13 protein-coding genes are annotated in these 18,436 nt (G+C 49.6%); 10 read left to right on the top strand and 3 right to left on the bottom strand.

The window, feature by feature from the left end; translation table 11 throughout:
* Positions 1-114 precede the first annotated feature (114 nt).
* Positions 115-1,446 carry an FAD-dependent oxidoreductase gene (locus ACKFKF_RS28950; protein WP_446870839.1) on the bottom strand — a complete coding sequence of 444 codons (1,332 nt, stop codon included), beginning with the start codon at positions 1,444-1,446 and terminating at the stop codon, positions 115-117.
* A gap of 299 nt (positions 1,447-1,745) precedes the next feature.
* Between ACKFKF_RS28950 and ACKFKF_RS28945 the strand changes: the two genes are divergently transcribed.
* On the top strand, positions 1,746-3,140 hold the full coding sequence (locus ACKFKF_RS28945; protein WP_446870838.1) for a glycoside hydrolase 100 family protein: 1,395 nt from the start codon (positions 1,746-1,748) through the stop codon (positions 3,138-3,140).
* A 241-nt stretch (positions 3,141-3,381) separates the two neighbouring features.
* Here the strand turns inward: ACKFKF_RS28945 and ACKFKF_RS28940 are convergent, their stop codons facing one another.
* Positions 3,382-7,563, bottom strand: a complete 4,182-nt coding sequence (locus ACKFKF_RS28940) for a DEAD/DEAH box helicase (protein ID WP_446870837.1) — start codon at positions 7,561-7,563, stop codon at positions 3,382-3,384.
* 241 nt (positions 7,564-7,804) lie between these two features.
* Entirely contained in the window at positions 7,805-9,082 is a 1,278-nt protein-coding gene (gene ahcY / locus ACKFKF_RS28935; protein WP_446870835.1) for an adenosylhomocysteinase, read from the bottom strand.
* Between the two features lie 746 nt (positions 9,083-9,828).
* Between ahcY and ACKFKF_RS28930 the strand changes: the two genes are divergently transcribed.
* The 9 genes from ACKFKF_RS28930 (at position 9,829) to ACKFKF_RS28890 (ending at position 18,145) form a co-directional block, all read left to right on the top strand.
* A complete protein-coding gene (locus ACKFKF_RS28930; protein WP_446870834.1) occupies positions 9,829-10,218 on the top strand; it encodes a hypothetical protein in 390 nt (129 codons plus the stop codon).
* A 97-nt stretch (positions 10,219-10,315) separates the two neighbouring features.
* Positions 10,316-10,606 carry a hypothetical protein gene (locus tag ACKFKF_RS28925; RefSeq protein WP_446870833.1) on the top strand — a complete coding sequence of 97 codons (291 nt, stop codon included), beginning with the start codon at positions 10,316-10,318 and terminating at the stop codon, positions 10,604-10,606.
* 88 nt (positions 10,607-10,694) lie between these two features.
* On the top strand, positions 10,695-11,069 hold the full coding sequence (locus ACKFKF_RS28920) for a hypothetical protein (RefSeq protein ID WP_446860254.1): 375 nt from the start codon (positions 10,695-10,697) through the stop codon (positions 11,067-11,069).
* 307 nt (positions 11,070-11,376) lie between these two features.
* Positions 11,377-11,724: a helix-turn-helix domain-containing protein gene (locus ACKFKF_RS28915; protein WP_446860253.1), complete on the top strand. Its 348-nt coding sequence runs from the start codon at positions 11,377-11,379 to the stop codon at positions 11,722-11,724.
* A gap of 72 nt (positions 11,725-11,796) precedes the next feature.
* On the top strand, positions 11,797-12,177 hold the full coding sequence (locus ACKFKF_RS28910; RefSeq protein WP_446860252.1) for a hypothetical protein: 381 nt from the start codon (positions 11,797-11,799) through the stop codon (positions 12,175-12,177).
* A 113-nt stretch (positions 12,178-12,290) separates the two neighbouring features.
* Complete coding sequence (locus tag ACKFKF_RS28905; RefSeq protein ID WP_446870832.1) at positions 12,291-13,103, top strand: hypothetical protein; 813 nt, start codon at positions 12,291-12,293, stop codon at positions 13,101-13,103.
* Between the two features lie 134 nt (positions 13,104-13,237).
* Positions 13,238-14,176 (top strand): glycosyltransferase family 2 protein, encoded by a 939-nt coding sequence (locus tag ACKFKF_RS28900; protein WP_446870831.1) that lies wholly within the window; start codon positions 13,238-13,240, stop codon positions 14,174-14,176.
* A 297-nt stretch (positions 14,177-14,473) separates the two neighbouring features.
* Positions 14,474-15,973, top strand: a complete 1,500-nt coding sequence (locus ACKFKF_RS28895; RefSeq protein ID WP_446860249.1) for a type IV pilus twitching motility protein PilT — start codon at positions 14,474-14,476, stop codon at positions 15,971-15,973.
* 570 nt (positions 15,974-16,543) lie between these two features.
* Complete coding sequence (locus ACKFKF_RS28890; RefSeq protein ID WP_446870840.1) at positions 16,544-18,145, top strand: NAD(P)H-quinone oxidoreductase subunit 4; 1,602 nt, start codon at positions 16,544-16,546, stop codon at positions 18,143-18,145.
* Positions 18,146-18,436 lie beyond the last annotated feature (291 nt).

The following is an 18,436-nucleotide window of genomic DNA, read 5'->3' as shown; positions in this document are numbered from 1 at the left end:
TCTCTTAGCCTACATTTCCTTCCCATAGAATAAATCAACCCTACCATCCTGGGGGGTTGGGGGGCAAAAGATCCAAACAACGCAGCGAAAAAACTTAATCGACCTCACCGAACTTTAAGTGATGCCAACTTCAGACTCAAACCACGATCGCTCAAATCGACATCCCAAATGCTGTTGGATTCTCAGCAAATCTTGTTCGGCGCTGTTGAGGCAGTTGGTTGCGCCTGGAGAAGGCGTAATGTTAAACCGAATGCCGTTTCCAGGGTCGATTTCTGCCTGACCGAGAATCAGTTTTTGCTGCGTTTTGTCGATGAGCTGAGGACGAATTCCCCCCACACCATGCGCGAATTGTAGATCACTCAACTGTAACGAGGGCACAATTTTTCGAGCATCTTGTAAAAATAGACGACGCTCAACCAGCGGCACTTCAAACGCCATATTCTTGAAAATGTAGTTACGAATGTCAGGCACTTTTAACAAATCCCACAAAACGCTAACGACTTTTCCATCCAGACGCAGCACTTCCAAATATTCGCCCAACGTCCCCAGGTGATAGCGTTCCAGTAAGGGCAGCGGCAGGGCGGTGGGGCCAAATCGCGTCTTACCGGGCACCGTCACATCAGGGTCGCCATGAATCGCCGCAAAAGGCAGCTTATCGTTTTGGACGGTGTAAACCTTGCCGTTGAGAACCTGGGGCGTAAAGTAAAAATTGCCCGCGATCGGCAAACAAGAATACTCCAATCCGATCCCCATGCGGTGAGCAAACAATAGGCTGTGTCCCCCCGCCGAGACGACCACAAAGCGCGCCATCAAGGTGTCTTCAGCCGTCGTGATCCGGTAGTTTTCGCCGACTGGCTCGATCGCTTGCACTTGAGTTCCGAGTCTCAGGTCGATCGTTTTGTCAGTCGTTAGTGCCTGATCTACAAAGGATTGGGCCAGGGTGCCGTAGTTGATGGCGGTGTATTCATTGAGTAGGGCGATCGCGGCTAGAGATTCGGGGCGATCGTGTCCATTGAGATTGACGACATTGGGTTCGACCTCAGCGATTTGAGCTTTCTCTAAAAACTGCATTCCGCTAAAGTGAGGCTGAAATTCTGTATAGCGATGGTGCAAAAGCTCACATTCTAAATCGCCAATTCCCAACACCATTTTAGGAAACTTGTAGATCACCTGGTCTCGAACAGCAGGCGGCAACTGCTCCCCATAGCGCACCAGCATTCGAGCGGCCCGTCTGACTTTTAGCGCTTTTTCTAGCGTGTAGTTAGTCTCAATGTCGCCACAGTGAATCGTCTGACTATTGTTGGTTGCTTTAGAATTGACGGCTGCGATCGTCGGATACTTCTCCAACAGTGCGACTCGTTTTAAGTCAGTAAACTTTGACAACGCATACAGGAGGGCCGTTCCTGTTACCCCACCTCCAATGATCACAACGTCATATTCCGCCATGCTATCCCCTTGAGCGATCGTGCTTATTTTCTCTATTGTGTCGTAAGTGGCTCTCGATCGGGAAGGTACAAATTTAGTTAAGATTCCACTGAGTGCTTTTGAACGGTTCTAGTTTGTGTTGGTTAGAGGTTCAGCTTGGTGTTTCTCTAGTAAATGGTTAAGTTTGAAATTAGCATTGACGTTAGCGTTCTAGTTTGACTGTGAATGACTATGAATTGTTCATGAATTGCAGATGAAACTGGGGCGATTGATTTAGGATGAACGAGGTCTAATTTTAATCTATTAGAGAGGCGCGAGGATTGGGCAATTTATCCATCGAAGAGCAAGCATGGCAAGCACTTGAAGAATCCATTGTCTATTATCAAGGACAACCCGTGGGCACGATCGCCGCCCTTGATCCAGAGATTGCGGCATTGAATTATGACCAGTGTTTTATTCGAGATTTTATTTCTTCGGCACTGTTGTTTTTAATGCAGGGCAGACCTGAGATTGTCCGCAATTTTTTAGAAGTCACGCTCAAATTACAGCCCAAAACAGGACAGCTAGACTGCTCAAAACCCAGTCGTGGCTTGATGCCTGCTAGTTTCAAAATTGCGTCATTTAACGGGCAAGAATACATCAAAGCGGACTTTGGCGATCATGCGATCGGTCGAGTGGCTCCCGCGGATGCCTGTTTGTGGTGGGTGATTTTGCTGCGCGCTTATGTGATTGCGACTCAAGACACTGAGCTAGTTGAGCGAGAAGATTTTCAAGAAGGCATTCGTCTAGTTTTAGAACTGTGTTTGGTGACGCGATTTGATATGTATCCGATGGTGCTGGTTCCTGATGCGGCTAGTATGATCGATCGTCGCATGGGCCTATATGGACATCCGCTCGATATTCAATCGCTGTTTTATGGTGCGCTCAAAGCGAGTTTGGAGTTGCTGACTCCCAATCAGACAAACCAGTTTATGATTCGAGCCGTCAAAAACCGTCTTGATCCGTTGCTCAAACAACTACGAGAACACTATTGGCTCGATCCAGAGCGGCTAAATGTGATCTATCGCTTTCAAGTCGAAGAATATGGCGAAGAAGCGCTGAATCAATTCAACATTTATTCTGACTCGATTCCGTTTTATCGGTTGGCTAACTGGCTGCCCGAAGCGGGGGGCTTTTTGGCAGGTAATTTGGGCCCGTCCCAGCTTGATTGCCGCTTCTTTTCGTTGGGCAATTTGATGGCGGTTATCCTGTCACTAACGACTGAACAACAATCGCACAAAATTCTCAACTTGATCGAGCTACGCTGGAGCGATCTGGTGGGTCAGATGCCGATGAAGCTCTGTTATCCCGCCCTCGAAAACTCGGATTGGCAGACCGTCACGGGGGCTGATCCCAAGAATCGTCCCTGGTCATATCACAATGGCGGAAGCTGGCCCGTTCTTTTGTGGATGTTGACAGCGGCGGCCAAAAAAATGGGTCGAGGCGAATTGGCTCACCATGCGATCGCCGTTGCAGAACGTCGGCTCGTCCAAGACCAATGGGCTGAATATTACGATGGCCCAGACGGTCGGCTCATCGGCAAAGAAGCGCGAAAATTTCAGACCTGGACGATCGCGGGTTACTTGTTAGCCAAGGAGTTGATCAAAAATCCCGATCACTTAAAGCTGGTGACTTTCTGGGAAGGGATGAGGGATGAAAGAAGGGATGAGGGATGAGGGATGAGGGATGAAGGGTAAAGATGCCAGAGTTAATAACGTTTGCTTGATTGAGTTTTTTGGCTTCGTTGTTTGGGGCTTCTGCCTCCCAAGCTGCCAGTTTTGGGGGACTTTAAGACAAGATTTGTAGTTCAAAATCTCTGGCTTATGGAGGATTTATAGGCGTTTCAAAATCTACAATTGCGGCATTTCACCACACGTCAATTCTGAGCCGTAAACGATTCATCCTTTATTCCTTCTTTTATCCCTCACTAATTAACCGCAATAGTTCATCTGTGGAGACTTTGCCGCTCATCTCTGTTCCTTCTAATAAACTGTCGGCCAGGTCGCGCTTGTGGTGGTGGAGATTGACGATTTTCTCCTCGATCGTACCCTCCGCCACGAGTCGATAAATGGTGACAGGGCGGTGCTGACCGATGCGATGGGCGCGATCGGAGGCTTGATCTTCTACAGCAGGATTCCACCACGGATCCATGTGAATTACATAGTCGGCGGCGGTGAGATTGAGTCCGGTTCCTCCAGCTTTGAGGCTGATTAAAAACACATCGCCATTGCCCGATTGAAAGGCATCGACTCGTTTTTTGCGATCGCCCGCCGGGGTACTGCCATCCAGATATTGATAGCGAATATTTTGGCGATCGAGATAGTCGCGAATCAGATGCAAATGATCAACAAACTGACTGAATACCAGCGCTTTGTGGCGGTTGTCTAATAGCTCTGCGAGGACTTCTCCAAACAGTTGTAGTTTGGCACTGGGCAACGTCATATCAGAACTGACTAACTGTGTATTACAACAGGCGCGACGTAGCTTCATGATTTCTGCTAACACTTGCAGATGTTTTTGTCCCGCGGCCGCATCGCTGTTTGACAGTTTAGAAATGGCTTCTCGGCGCAGCGCTTCATAAAATGCCATTTCCTCAGAACTTAGCTCGACGTTTAGCACGATTTCCGTTCGAGACGGGAGTTCCTCTAGCACCTGATTTTTGGTACGGCGCAAGAGAAAGGGTTGAATCAGTTTTTTGAGTTGGTTGCGGGCTTGTTTGTCGCCATATTTCTCAATCGGAGTAGCAAATCGTTGATTAAAACTTTCTAACGAACCAAGCAAACCGGGATTGATAAAGCGAAAGAGATTCCACAGTTCGCCAAGATGATTTTCGATCGGCGTTCCCGTCGTCAATAGTTTGAATCCGCCCTGCAAATTCATCGCGGCTTGCGATCGCTTGGTTGCAAAATTCTTGATCGATTGGGCTTCGTCTAAGACGATCGTTTGCCAGGAAACTTTAGCCAATTTTTCCGCCAGTTCTTCTTGTTGCAACAAGCCATAGCTGCACACCAACACATCAAACGGCTGCAAATCGTCTAATACTTTTTGGCGATCGCCGCTCCCAAATTGAATCATATTCAGCGTCGGTGCAAATCGTTGGGCCTCGCTCATCCAATTCATACAAACCGACGTAGGCGCGACAATCAGCGTGGCACCCTGGGGCGCACGAGTCAAAATTACCGCCAGCGATTGTAGAGTTTTGCCCAGTCCCATATCGTCTGCGAGGCAAGCACCCACCCCCCAATGAGCCAGCCGCGTCATCCAGCGAAAGCCGTCGATCTGATAGTCGCGTAGGTCAGCTTGCAAAGTGGAAGGTAAGTCTGGTTCCAGGGTTTGCACTTCTTTGAGGCGTTGAATGTGGGCTTTCCAGTGTTGATCGACTTTGAGATCGCCCACTTCGTCAATCCAGTCTTCGATCGCCAAAGCCGCCAGAGGATGAATTCGTAGCCCTTTTCCCTGTTTGTCCCCATAGGTTCGCAGATCATCCAACCGTTTGCGAAACTCTTGCGTCAGGGCGACAAATTCACCATTACCAAGCGGAATAAATCGACTCGAACTTTGTCCCACCAATTCCATCAAGCGTTGCATATCGAGAACACGATCGTCATCCAGCCTCACTTCACCTGTGGTATCAAACCAATCATTTTGACGTTGAATTTTTAGTTTAAAGTCATTCAGTCCAGCATGATGACTGACGCGCAGTTTTTCACCTTGAGGCCATTCTAAAATGACGCGATCGGCTATATTTTGCAGTTCTAAAAGTAACTCTAAACAATCTTCTGGATCTTCAATGAGCCATTCTCCATCGAATTCTTCATAGTGAGACAAAGTGGAACAAGCCTCGATCGCACTCTGGGCCAATTGCTTTTCTTCGCGCAGATTTCGTGTGGTTTGGAGCCGTTTACCTTCGATCTCTGCCAGAACGATCGCCCCACCCGCCCCCGGACGATAATAAGAGCCACCTTGAGCAAACGGACGCACCAACACCGCCACTTTTAGCCCCGTCCCCGCAGGCAACAGGTGAATGTGAGGTTTGGGATCAGAGGACACTTCTTCGGCAACGACACCGCCCCCAATGTCAGAATGCACCGTCACAATGCTAGAGACCGCCTGAATCGCAGCCAGTACCCGTTCTTTGGCGGCTGTGGGCACTTGTAAGTGATTTTCCTTACCCAAGATTTCCGCAATTCGTCGATGTTCGGCGGTGATTTCGATGACCTTCAGACGAGTCGGAGTTTCCTTGATGGCGAGAATCTTTTTGTCTCCCTTGAGGTCGGGTGAAAACTGTAGCGTTAACTGATCCCCTTTGCCTTTTTTGACCAGGAGTTCGGGTTCTCCTTTGACGACTTCAATTTTCGTCGCTGGCGTTGCGTCCCAAAAAACGAGTGGATGACCGATGAGAGAAACGATCGCTCGTTCGCCAAAGGCATAATCGATCTGACCGTAGTAACCATAGTTGTAGGCTTTGAGGTGAGAGCAGACCTGAACATCCTGCTGCGTCAAATAGCTAAAACTATTGGGATTGGTCAACCGTTTGAGGGCGATATTGCGACCCTTGCCCCATTCTCCTTTGGCGTTGAGGGCTTGCTCACGTGGTTGGAGCAGACAGCCCGACGTTGAGTAGGTGACAAACCAGGCGAGACGTTGATGAGTTTCAGATTTGGCGGCAGGCTGGGGGTCTTTGTGCAGATTGGTCAAGGCAGTCAGGCAGAGTTCCCACGGCTCCTGATGTTGAATCAAACCAGCCAAAGGAACAATGCCATTTTCTTGACGCACTTTACCTAATGGACTGCGAGGTTTGAGCCGCAACAAAATTTCGCCCGTTTCCAGCATGAGCCAGCGATATTCAGCGGATTCAGCTTTGCGATAAAACGGCTCCAGCAGCTTAGGCAGATGAGTTTTGGCATAGTTGGCATCCACCCACAAAACGCACAGCGCCAGAAACAGAATCTCTAAACTGTGACTGTTTGAGTCGGGAGCCAGGCTAATTACAAACTCTTTTTGCGAGAGATCGCCCTGCTGAAATTGAGCGACTTTTTCTAGCGCCACATAGATCGTACTGAGCCAGTGTTTTGCTTGTCGTCCCAGCCCTGCGTAGATTTCGGCTCGTTTGAGACTATCGCCCGATCCCTTTCTGAGCAAGGCTAATACAAAAAACAGTCCACCGACTGAGTGAAGGTAAGCTTTCTTTTTGCCGTGGCCTTTCTGGAGAGCGGTGAGGGCGATCGTATACTCTCCAATTGCCGCGTCATCTTCTCCCCGCAAAAAATGTAGCCATCCTCTCAGAGCGGCGGTGCGGGTGCGGTAAGGCTCAGAGAAGCGATCGCAGATTTCCTGAGCTTGTGACAACTGACCCCGCAGGAGCAACTGTTCGGTAAGCAGAATGCGCTGCATGTCGGCACTCGACGCTTTCTCACACTCCGATCGCAGCAGCGAAAAGGCTTCAGGTGCAGGAGTCAAATTTAGAAGCGAATCGTTGAGAATACAAATCAGGGCCGTTTCATACAATTCCTGGGGCAATGTGCAAAACCAATCGGCATCAAAGGGATTGTTGCAAACCCGCGTTAGAATGTCGCCAATTGAAACTTTGTTGAGATGGTAGCTATATCTTTCGTAATCTTCTAACTGTTGCTCGATGTGTTTAACATCTTTGCGATAGAGTCCAATCCGAACTTCGCGAATCAGTTGTTGTTCATTCTTAAAGTTACGTGGCCCCTGGTCTTTCCAGCGTTGAGGAATGGGTAAAAATCGCTCGATCGCACTCACAAACGTCTCAAACCGTCCCGCCTTTAGAGCATCACGAGTGGCAACTTCCACCAATAGCGGATTGCACTGAGGCCCCTGTCCGCCCTGCTGAATAATTAATTGAGATTCGAGTAAGCGATCGAGATAAACCTTCAACGTCGAACTAACAAACGCCTTGTCTCGTGCATCTCGTGTCCCGGTGTGGTTGACGCAGTTTAGAAATGCAGTTCGACTGACTGGCTCATAGATGACTGAAAGCAACTGAACGATCGCTCGATCGGGAGCCGCCAAGTTTTGATAGTTCTCAATTAGCTGCTGACGAAGCTCTGTTAGATTGGGTTGAGAGTCAGTCATAGCACTTGATGGAGACAAGAGTTGATAACACTAAAAATAATGTTCTCAAGATCTAATTCTAACCATTTAGAAAATCTCCCCGAACACCATTTGGATTAGTGTACCAGACGCTTAATTTTGAGGAGTTGCAAATCTAGGAGAACACTCACCCAAAATGACAGAAAAGGACAGGGAAACTGAATCCCCCATCCTTTTCAATTCAGACTTTTTGATCTAGAACCTTACCGATTCAGGCTAACGATCAGGTGCCCGAAGTCCAGGAGTTGATGTACTCGGTTTGTGCAGCGCTGAGGGTATCGATCGAGAAGCCCATTGCCTGCAATTTCAAGCGAGCGATCTCTTGATCCAACTCTTGAGGAATCGAGTAAACGCCAGGGGTCAGCTTGCCCTTGTTTTTGACGAGATATTCAGCCGCCATCGCCTGGTTTGCAAAACTCATATCCATCACCGCACTGGGATGCCCTTCAGCCGCCGCCAGGTTAACCAGACGACCTTCGCCCAAAACGACGATCGACTTGCCACCCTTGAGCTTGTACTCTTCGGTGAAGTTGCGAACGGTTTGCACATCAGTGGTGCGTTCTTTCAGGGCTTCGAGATCGATTTCAATGTCAAAGTGACCAGAGTTGGAAACGATCGCGCCATCTTTCATTACGTCGAAGTGTTCGCCCCGGATCACATGCTTGTTGCCCGTCACGGTAATGAAGATGTCGCCCTTCGCTGCCGCATCCGCCATCGGCATCACCTGAAAACCATCCATCACAGCCTCGATCGCCGCTACAGGGTTGATCTCTGTCACGATTACGTTGGCACCCATGCCTCGCGCCCGCATTGCCGTGCCTTTGCCACACCAGCCATAACCCGCGACGACGATCGTTTTGCCCGCCAAGAGAATGTTGGTCGCCCGAATGATCCCATCCAACGTGGATTGGCCTGTGCCGTAGCGATTGTCAAAGAAATGCTTGGTTTCCGCATCGTTGACGTTCATCGCCGGGAAGGTCAGTACGCCATCGCGGAGCATCGCCTGCAACCGCACAATTCCTGTCGTGGTTTCTTCGGTCGTGCCGATCAGGTCAGCGAGTTGGTGTTTGCGGTGTTGCACCAGGCTGGCTACGACATCACAGCCGTCGTCAATGATGATGTTGGGACGGTGATCCAACGCAATCTGAACATGACGATGATAGGTTTCTGCATCTTCACCTCTAAAGGCAAAGACAGGAATTTCGTAGTCTGCGACCAGACTGGCTGCCGTATCGTCTTGGGTCGAGAGTGGATTGCTGGCAATGAGAATTGCATCTGCACCACCCGCTTTGAGGGCGATCGCCAGATTTGCGGTTTCGGTCGTGATGTGGCAGCAAGCAGTAATTTTGACTCCAGCAAACGGCTGCTCTTGGGCAAAGCGATCGCGAATCTGTTTGAGGACAGGCATTTCCCGCCCAGCCCATTCAATCCGCTGTTTACCAAGAGGCGCAAGCGAGATGTCTTTGATTTCGTACTTCGCCCGGACGGGAGTTGCAGTCATGAAGTTGTTTCCTCAGAAAAGTCAAATGTGGGTGTGAGGGATTCGTTCCCCTCTTAAAAAGTTAGCCTGCAATCTTCAGAGTGATCTACTCCAGAGTCAGCCACCTTTATTTCTCAGGGTGAATCTAACACAGGTGAGATCGCTTTGAGTGCCCCGCAGGCGATCGTCTTAAATCAGCCGCAAGCGATCGCGATGCCAGTCACAAGGCATTAGACCAGGCGGACAAGAGGCTGCTGAAGCGTGAGTTTGCGTATACGGAGACCATCCCTGAAGAGGCTATGAACCCCGATTTATCCTTCATCAGGTTCCATAAGTAAGTCAAGTCCAGACCAGAAGCTTGTTCTGCGCTTAATGAGCATGGCACAAATCTCTGCTCAATTGTAAAGATTCTTTAAACCTGTCAACTGAACCACTCCGTCGTTACACTGTTCAGTACGTGTGTACTATAATAGGAATCAGTTGAGTTGTTTCCCATCGCAAGCAGGTTTCAGCCTGGTGTGAGCAAACTTTGTCAGCGACCTTTTGGAGTTGACTCAAAGAGATCGCCCTCAGCGAATGCCAACTTTAAATCCTCAGCGCTTTTACTTGACCTCTCTCAATCTTAACTGAAGTCGGAAAGCCACCCTTGACGGGCAAAATCCTGCGTCCAGTCGGAGCGTTTGAAGACGGTAATTGCACCACTCAAACCCCAAAATCTGTAGTGAGCATTGGCTACAATATACTTATACAAAAGAGTGCTTCAATCTATGCAAATTGGTCGCTTTTTCTCCTTACAAAGAGGACGAGTTGGGCAATATCTTTCCCCCAGAGTTTTAGTGGTCAGGCTGCCTTTTCAGCTAATCAAGCCCCAAGCATTTTGCTACTTCGGCTTTGAAAACATCACTCAGGCCCAAAAATTTGCCCAACGTTTGACGGTTTCTGGCTACCTTTTTCAGCTACAAAAAAGTCAATTTATCACCCATTTACCTTACGAAATCAAGCTTCTAGGTCACACCGACTTAGCTAAAGCTCTCGCTTACTGGGATCGACAAGACACCAAACAGTTTGGTCTTAACTCCAAGCCCCCTGTTGCCGCTCCTAAAGCCAAACGAGAAGCCGCGATCGCTTCGAGTCACCCGCAAGGAGTCGCCGCCTGATTTCCCGCCTCACCCCTCCCGCCTCCTGCCTCTCTTCCCCTTGTCAATCGTTGTGGTCTTGAACTACAATAGTACAAATGATTCAGGTTCTCATGTCATGACCAAACATTACATTCTGCACCTTGACCCCGCCGCCAAGTACGAATGGGATCGTTGCTCTTTGCGTGACCCCATTACCGCCGATCGCCCCGCCATTGCCGAACTGATTGCCGAAGCCGTGGGTGAGCAAGCTGGCTCTTATTTGGTCGCCGTCAAGATCGAAGTCCAAGTTTTAGAAAAAGCGGCTCCTGCCTCCCAGCCAGTTCACACACACGAGTTGCCAACTCGACCCCTTGCGGGTAACTCGGAGCGATCGACGCTCCCCCAGCTTCAAGAACTCGTGGCTTAAGGGCTGCTTTTTGTCCGTTGTTCGTAGTCCAGCGTTGATTAAACGCTCAGTCCGCTACTGACCACACCAATCTTCGAGGAATGCCGTCATGAAACTTCGTTTAGGTCAATATCCCGCTGCGATCGCTCAAGCTGCCCAACATGTGAATGAATTGGAGCAACACATCGCTGAAGTCCGTCAACACATCGCTCGATTAGAAGGCAATGCCGATATGGTGGTGGCTTTTGAAACTGCGCTTAAAAACGACAACCAGCGCAAAGCCCGCCGATTTGAAGTGCTGCAAGTCAACCAAGAATACTCCCGCGCCGTCGATGCTCTCAATCGGGCCACCACCGAAAAATCGAATGCCCTGGCTCATTTAGAGCATTTACGCAATGAGTTTAGCGTCGCCAAACTAGAAACCCGTCTTACGATCGCCCAACAGCTAACCGGACTCGAATCCCGCGAATTGGTTGGTCTGTAATCTCAGTCATTGATTTAAGGATAAGCAGTGGAGCAACTTAAGTTCTGCTGCTTTTACGTTTGAAGCTTTCACGTTTGGAGCTTTCACGTTTGAAAGTGTGAAACTAACTTCAGTTCGATGAATCGTCTGCAAATTTAGAAACGCTCCTCGATTTCCCCACCTGATGAAAGACGTTAAACCGCAAATTTGCCAGCAACGCATCAAAAAAAACTTCGTGGCAATTAAAAAAAAATGACCCTCACCGATCGGCGCAGGTCACTCAGTTGATTCAAGTTCTTCAGAAAAGAGTAGTGGAATAGGCAAATTTATGCAAGGACAAGTGGTGGAGGTGATTCGAGAAATGATGAAAACTCAGGGCATGAGTATTCGCAAAATCTCGGCAGAGATCGCCAAAGAGCATGGAGGAAGCGCCCTGGGCTATACGCAACAAATTCACCGCATTTTGAATGATCCTCAGTACGAACCAACCTTTTCGACCGTTGAAAAGATTCTCTCAGCCCTCAAGTGTTCACTTTGGCAAACAAGTCAACCCGACCTCAAAGCGATCGAATGTCGATTAGAGCATTTGAGCAGTGATGTGGCAGATCTCAAGACGATGATCACATCGCTTCAGTTGACAGTGGAGACGATCGTCACTCATCTCAACCCCACTTGAAAAATTCCGACCCATTCCCTCATCCCTTTCGTATCATAAGAACTAGACCCCGAAGCATAATTTCATCGCACCATGACTCTGATTGTTGTCACGCCTCAAGAGCTTGAGTTTTTTCGCTCAGAATTAGCTGACCACCCCGCTGCTCTGGAAGCGTTGAGAGTCATTGAGGACTGTGACGGCGACTTAGAAGATGCAGCAATCTCATTAGCGATTCGAGCGGGGCAAGAACCCGACACCAACGAGCGCTGGATCGAAGGGTTAGCCAAACGCTGGCGACATATTCTCTGTCATACCGAGATTAAAGAAGGGCTAGAAGATGGGCTGTCAGGCGACGTGATGGACGCGATCGCTGCCGATACCGAGATTCCTTCTAATCTGGTCATCCCGGTGGCTATCTACGTTCTCAAGACAGGGGTGCAAACCTTTTGTCAGCCTTTAGAAGAAAAAATCTAAAGAATTGTCAGTATTTTTTTAAGAAAATAGGTATCCTCGCTAGTTTCACCGCTACAATTAACCACTACACAAGGACATCGGGTTTGAGTTCCGGCAGTGGTTGTGGCGAAATTATGAAAAGAGAACTAAGACGAATCGAAGAAACGTTGAATCAGCTAACGGTTAAGGTTCCTGGCTCGACATCCGTGAGTGCTCCCAACGCTTCTGCTCAAAGTGCGACCAAGGCGCTGTCGTTTGAGGTGCAACCCAGAGCTGCGACCAAGCCACCAGCGACCAAGCCCGTCAGAGCCGCCATCGCTCCCGCCAAACTTTCTGCCCCAGAGGAGTCCGCGACTCAAACCGTTACTCTGGACGCAGAAAAAGTCTTTGTTCAGCCTTTCACTGTCGAGCCGTCAGAATCCAAAATTCCTAATCTACCCAGGCTCAAAACGCCCACCTTTAGCAGCCACAAAAATGGGGCCAATCCCTTTCTAGCCAGCAATCTACTTAAAGAACTGCAAACCACCGTCGAGAGTTGGCAGACTGAGCATCACCAAATTTTGCGTCAGATTCAAGATCTCTATCTGGAAGGCCCGATCGTAGACGGTTGGCTAGAGTCGCATTCTCAAGAGCCAGAGGTCGATCCCTCGGTTTTGCGTCACGCCGAAGTCGATCGCTTGTTGGACTACATCGAAGAAATCTGTGCCAGTCCGGATCAGCAAGTGACTTGTGAAACGCTGCGAACAGGCTATCGATTGTGTGGGCTGAATGCAGACGGTCAGCTTTGGTCTTGTCCTTGTCCTCCCGAACAGGTGCCGAGTCTGAGCCTAGCGATCGCCCGTCACCAAAAACTTCGTCAGCTGCTTGGACGCAAACAACACCTCGAAACTCGCCTCAATCAACTTTCAGAAACCCTCGTCGTCATGCACAGCCATCTTAAAGAGTAGGCATCAGGACAAAAACTTTAAGCGCGCTACAGTCCCTGCAAAGTTTAACCAGAATTCTACGGATCTTGATCTTGCCTGTGTGTGTTGTGATGTAGACAACTCCAAGCGTCAAACCCTCTCTGGAAACTGAAACCATGCCCGACCCCCAGGTATCTGCCATCATTTGTACCCACAATCGGGATCACTATTTGGGACTCGCGATCGACAGTCTCCTCTCCCAGTCATTTGCCGATTTTGAAGTGGTGGTGGTGGATAATGCGTCGAGCGATCGTACCCGCGAAGTCGTCGAAGCTCGCTTGAGCGATCCCCGGTTAAAGTACGTATACGAGCCAATTACCGGACTTTCGGTTGCTCGAAACACGGGGGCAAAAGCGGCAAACAGTGAGATTCTGGCTTATTTGGATGATGACGCGATCGCCACTCCTGACTGGCTAAAACATCTCTACGAAGCCTATCAGCAGAATGAGAAGCTGGCGATCGCAGGCGGCAAGGTAACCTTACTCTGGGTGAATGATATGACTCCTCCGCCCTGGCTCTCTGATGGATTGGCTGGCAACCTGGGTGCTTACGATTTGGGAGATTCGCTAGTGTATGTCGATCGTCCCGGTTTGACTCCTAGAGGGTTAAATTATTCAATTCGGCGAACGTTTTTAGACCAAATTGGTGGCTTTGATCCCAACCTCGGCCGCGTCGGCAAAAACCTGCTTTCTAACGAAGAACTGCACATGACGAATCTGGCCTTGCAAACGGGCTGGCAGGTTGCTTATCTACCCGATGCGCTGGTAGCTCACCATGTTGCTCCTGAGCGCGTCAATCAAAGCTGGTTTCTCAGTCGAGGCTGGTGGCAAGGAATTAGTGAATGTTACCGCGAACAACTCGCAGGCGAGGCAGGTCTGGGGCAGTTTCGTCGTGGCGGGGAGCGTTTGATTCGGGGACTGTACAAAGCGGTCAAGTTTGTATCTGATCCTGCGCAGCGGTTTGAAAATCTTGTTTACAGCTATGGTCAAATCGGCTACTTGATCAAAGCGACTCAGGGGATATTGTCCCCTACAGCAGGAGTTAAACGATCGTAACGAGAACAATTTTCTACCAAAAGAGTCATCCGTTATAAGCTACAACTTAACCTTAGATAGAAGCACTCCTGTCAAAAACGCCTCCGTTCTTTCAGCGATCGAGTCATTAAAAGCGCAATTCATCCCTTTAGAGTTTTTTCAGCGTAGTTTGACTGATTTCTCAACTAAAATCTACGAAACAGTTTTTAAGCTGATTCCAAGTGTGTTTCTGTTTTTGATGAGTGTCTGATCAGTTTTAGATTGACTATTTAGCTTGACTAGACCGCTTTTTCTTATTAACTCTCGACGCGATTTGCTATGACTGCGATCCAGGTTTCTACTGACCCTGCACCCCAGACGACCACCTCGATTCGGCTACTCATTCAGGATGCCTATAATCAGGGTGCGACGGCCCTTTACATGCAGATTGGTCGATCGCCGTTCTTTCGCGTCCACGGAAAGCTGATTCCGCAAGACCATCTACCGATCTTGACCCCCGATCGCTTTAGTCATTACGTTCAAGAAGTTTTGACAGCGCCTCAGCTTAAGCAGTATCTAGAGACCCAAAAGCTGGATACCAATGTACAAATTCCTGGCTTTATGCAGGGGCGCGTCAATTGTGGGCCGACGACACAGGGCGTTCAGGCGATGAGTTTGAGTTCGATTGCCCTCGATCAGCCCAGCAGCGAGATTGAGCAACAGGGCACGATTCGCGGCATGGTCGAAGATGCCTGCAAAAAAGGCGCTTCTGACATTCACCTCCAGGTGGGTGAGGTGCCGCGCTACCGGATTCAAGGACATATCCGCCTGCAAGAAAATTATGGAGTGATTACGCCTCGCCAATTTGAGGAATTTTTGGAGGAGGTGCTGTCTCCAGAACAAAAAGACAACTTTCGCAGTCGGCAAGAACTCGACACCGCCGTTTTTTACAAAGGATTAGTCCGCTGTCGGGTCAACTGCGCTCAGTCGATTATGGGCGGCGTGATGGTGTTGCGGTTGATTTCTTTAGAAGTGCCGACTGTGGGCAAGATGGGGCTGCCTGATGTCCTGTGCAGACTCGCAGAAGAGCGGCAGGGACTCATCCTGGTCACCGGCCCTGTCAACTCTGGAAAATCAACGACGCTGGCCGCCATGTTGCGCCATGTTAACGATACGCTGCCGCGCAAAATTGTGACGATCGAAGACCCGATCGAGTACGTTCATACTTCTAACCAATGTCTGATTACCCAGCGAGAAGTCGGGCTACACACTCAAGAATTTAAAGAAGCGCTGAGAGCTGCTCTGAGACAAGATCCCGACATTATTCTGATTGGGGAGATGCGCGATCGAGAAACCGTGGATACGGCGATTCGGGCTGCGCTAACGGGACACCTGGTACTGGGAACACTCCACACCAAAGGCACGGTCAACGCCCTTAAGCGCCTACTCAACTTTTACACGCCTGACGAGCAAGACATTGTACGAATGCAAATCGTCGAAGCCATGCAAGCAGTGATTGGTCAGGCTTTGGTGCCAACGGTCAAAGGCGGCCGCACCGCCGCAATGGAAATTATGCTCAACACCGATACGATTCGCGATTACCTGCAAAAGGGCAGTATTGATGAGATTTATCAACTGATGGAAGAAGGTAAAGACGGCTCTCAAACGATGAACCAAGCTCTCTTTGACCTCTATGAAGCGGGCGTTGTGACCCAAAGTGATGCGGTGTCCGTGTCGCTCAACCCTGAAGACCTCAGCTACATGATGAAAAACTACACGCGACGATCGAGTCGATCGGGTCTGATGACGACTGAATATTTCAATAAACCTGCAACCTGACGGGCGGTTTTGCGGAAAATACCGAGACTGGGAGGGGCAACTTTTACTGCCTCTTTTTTTGTGCTGACTTGGGAATGGCTCACAACTGGCTTTGAGCAACCGTTATAGGCGATTGTTAAGTTTTTCCGCTTTACATCTCTTAACAACTACAATATTAAGGAATGTTACGGAAAGGGTGGACAACCACTTGATTCTAGATTCAGCGATATCAACCCTGCAAAACATGAGTGCATCAAAGATTTCTATGGAAAGCCGATCGAACTTCAAATCAAAAGCGTTGCACAGCTTTACATTTCTTAATGATTTGTGGGTAAGATAGGTCAGTAAGTATAAATCCTCATTGACTTCTGAAACGCCTCTAACCTGGTCTGTCAACCCCTGGGATTTGTGGAAAGTCACCGCCTCACCCTGAGACACCCCGATTACACCGCCACTCCCGCTTCCCCCCTATCGCTCTGAGTCTGGCACTCTACAGGCTTTCCACCTTCGATAACGGGGATACAGACTCAGCAAAGAAGCTTCACAACGAACAGTAAACAGCGTCCTCCCTACAAAATTGTTTAGGTTCTCATCGTGAGTACACACTTCCCCTGGCTAACAACGATCATTCTGCTGCCCCTGGTAGCGTCTCTCCTCATTCCGGTCATTCCCGATAAGCAGGGCAAGACGGTTCGCTGGTATTCGCTGGGCGTAGCGCTGACTGATCTCGCCCTGATTGTCTACAGCTTTTGGAACCACTACGACTTCCAGAATTCAGCGTTTCAACTCACTGAGAGCTACGCTTGGGTTCCTCAGTTGGGCATTAATTGGTCTCTCGCAGTAGACGGCATTTCAATGCCCCTGGTCGTTTTGACAGGATTGGTGACCACGCTCTCGATTTTGGCAGCCTGGAGAGTAGACAAAAAGCCCCGCCTATTTCACTTTTTGATGCTGGTGATGTATGCGGCTCAGATTGGGGTGTTTTGTGCCCAGGACATGATTCAGTTCTTTTTGATGTGGGAAATTGAACTGGTTCCGGTTTACATTCTGATCGCAATCTGGGGTGGCCCAAAACGCATGTATGCAGCGACTAAATTTATTCTCTACACGGCGATCGGTTCTACTTTTATCCTAATTGCTGCCTTGGCGATGGCCTTCTATGGGGATCACGTCACCTTCAACATGCAGGAATTGGGGCTGAAAGAGTACTCCTTAACCTTTGAACTGTGCGTTTACGGAGCGTTGCTGATTGCCTACGGAGTCAAGCTGCCGATTTTCCCATTCCACACTTGGCTGCCCGATGCTCACGGCGAAGCCTCTGCTCCCGTTTCAATGGTGCTGGCGGGCGTGTTGCTCAAAATGGGCGGCTATGCGCTGATTCGCATGAACCTGGAGATGCTGCCTCACGCTCACGTCTACTTTGCTCCAGTGCTGGCTATTTTGGGCATCGTCAACATCGTCTACGGGGCGCTGGCTTCCTTTGCCCAACGTAACTTGAAGCGGCGGATGGCTTACTCCTCGATCTCGCACATGGGCTTTGTGCTGCTGGGATTGGCTTCGTTTAGCGACCTGGGAATGAGTGGGGCGGTGTTGCAAATGGTGTCCCACGGACTGATCGCGGCGGCGCTGTTCTTCTTGGCAGGGGTCACCTACGATCGCACCCACACGCTCGATCTAGATGAGATGGGCGGTTTGGCGAAAAAGATGCCCAGTGTGTTTGCGCTCTTTACGATCGGGTCGATGGCCTCGCTGGCACTGCCTGGGATGAGTGGATTTGTCGGCGAACTAGCGGTCTTCTTAGGGTTCACAACCAGTGATGCTTATAGTTCTTCTTTCAAAGCGGTGATTGTGCTGCTTTCGGCGGTGGGTCTGATTGTGACTCCGATTTACCTGCTCTCGATGCTGCGCGAAATGTTTTATGGCGAAGAAGGCAAGGCGATCGCGGGCGCAGTTTTGCTAGATGCCAAGCCCCGTGAGTCTTTTATTGCGGCTTGTCTGCTGCTGCCGATCGTCGCGATTGGTCTCTATCCCAAGCTGATCACGCAAACCTACGATGTGAAGACCGTCCAAATTGCGGCTCATGTCCGAAGTGCGGTTCCGGTTGTGGCTAATCAGCACCTCGAAACTCTGCCTCAGTTCTCCTTTGTGGCACCTGCCATTCAGCAAAACGAGTTGCTGGGTCTGATGAAGTAGTTTCGCCCAAAAGATCTCGGTTGGCCTGGAGGTGTTATGCTTCCGGGCTTTTTTAGTGCCAATTTGAGGCGTTTTTGGGCTTCGTTGTTTACGGCTTCTGCCTCCCAACCCCCCAATTTTGGGAACTTTTGGACGAGGCCGTCGATTCAGAGTCTCTTACCCATAGGAATTTAGGAAGCAACCCGACTCGGCAATCTAAGCGAACAATCTCATTGAGTTCACATCGCGTTAAGAGAAACGTGAATTCGATGAAATCCCTCGCTGTGGCGATCACTCCAGGCAGCCCCCTAA

The sequence above is a fragment of the Phormidesmis sp. 146-12 genome, assembly GCF_052939495.1.
Note: the sequence above shows the minus strand (reverse complement) of the source record. Positions and strands in the feature narration are given on the sequence as shown.

What these genes read in the sequence shown, in the direction of transcription:
- ACKFKF_RS28900 (WP_446870831.1), top strand. Translation starts at nt 13,238, where the DNA reads ATGCCCGACCCCCAGGTATCTGCCATCATTTGTACCCACAATCGGGAT.
- ACKFKF_RS28925 (WP_446870833.1), top strand. Translation starts at nt 10,316, where the DNA reads ATGACCAAACATTACATTCTGCACCTTGACCCCGCCGCCAAGTACGAA.
- ACKFKF_RS28915 (WP_446860253.1), top strand. Translation starts at nt 11,377, where the DNA reads ATGCAAGGACAAGTGGTGGAGGTGATTCGAGAAATGATGAAAACTCAG.
- ACKFKF_RS28940 (WP_446870837.1), bottom strand. Translation starts at nt 7,563, where the DNA reads ATGACTGACTCTCAACCCAATCTAACAGAGCTTCGTCAGCAGCTAATT.
- ACKFKF_RS28950 (WP_446870839.1), bottom strand. Translation starts at nt 1,446, where the DNA reads ATGGCGGAATATGACGTTGTGATCATTGGAGGTGGGGTAACAGGAACG.
- ACKFKF_RS28920 (WP_446860254.1), top strand. Translation starts at nt 10,695, where the DNA reads ATGAAACTTCGTTTAGGTCAATATCCCGCTGCGATCGCTCAAGCTGCC.
- ACKFKF_RS28930 (WP_446870834.1), top strand. Translation starts at nt 9,829, where the DNA reads ATGCAAATTGGTCGCTTTTTCTCCTTACAAAGAGGACGAGTTGGGCAA.
- ahcY (WP_446870835.1), bottom strand. Translation starts at nt 9,082, where the DNA reads ATGACTGCAACTCCCGTCCGGGCGAAGTACGAAATCAAAGACATCTCG.
- ACKFKF_RS28910 (WP_446860252.1), top strand. Translation starts at nt 11,797, where the DNA reads ATGACTCTGATTGTTGTCACGCCTCAAGAGCTTGAGTTTTTTCGCTCA.
- ACKFKF_RS28895 (WP_446860249.1), top strand. Translation starts at nt 14,474, where the DNA reads ATGACTGCGATCCAGGTTTCTACTGACCCTGCACCCCAGACGACCACC.
- ACKFKF_RS28905 (WP_446870832.1), top strand. Translation starts at nt 12,291, where the DNA reads ATGAAAAGAGAACTAAGACGAATCGAAGAAACGTTGAATCAGCTAACG.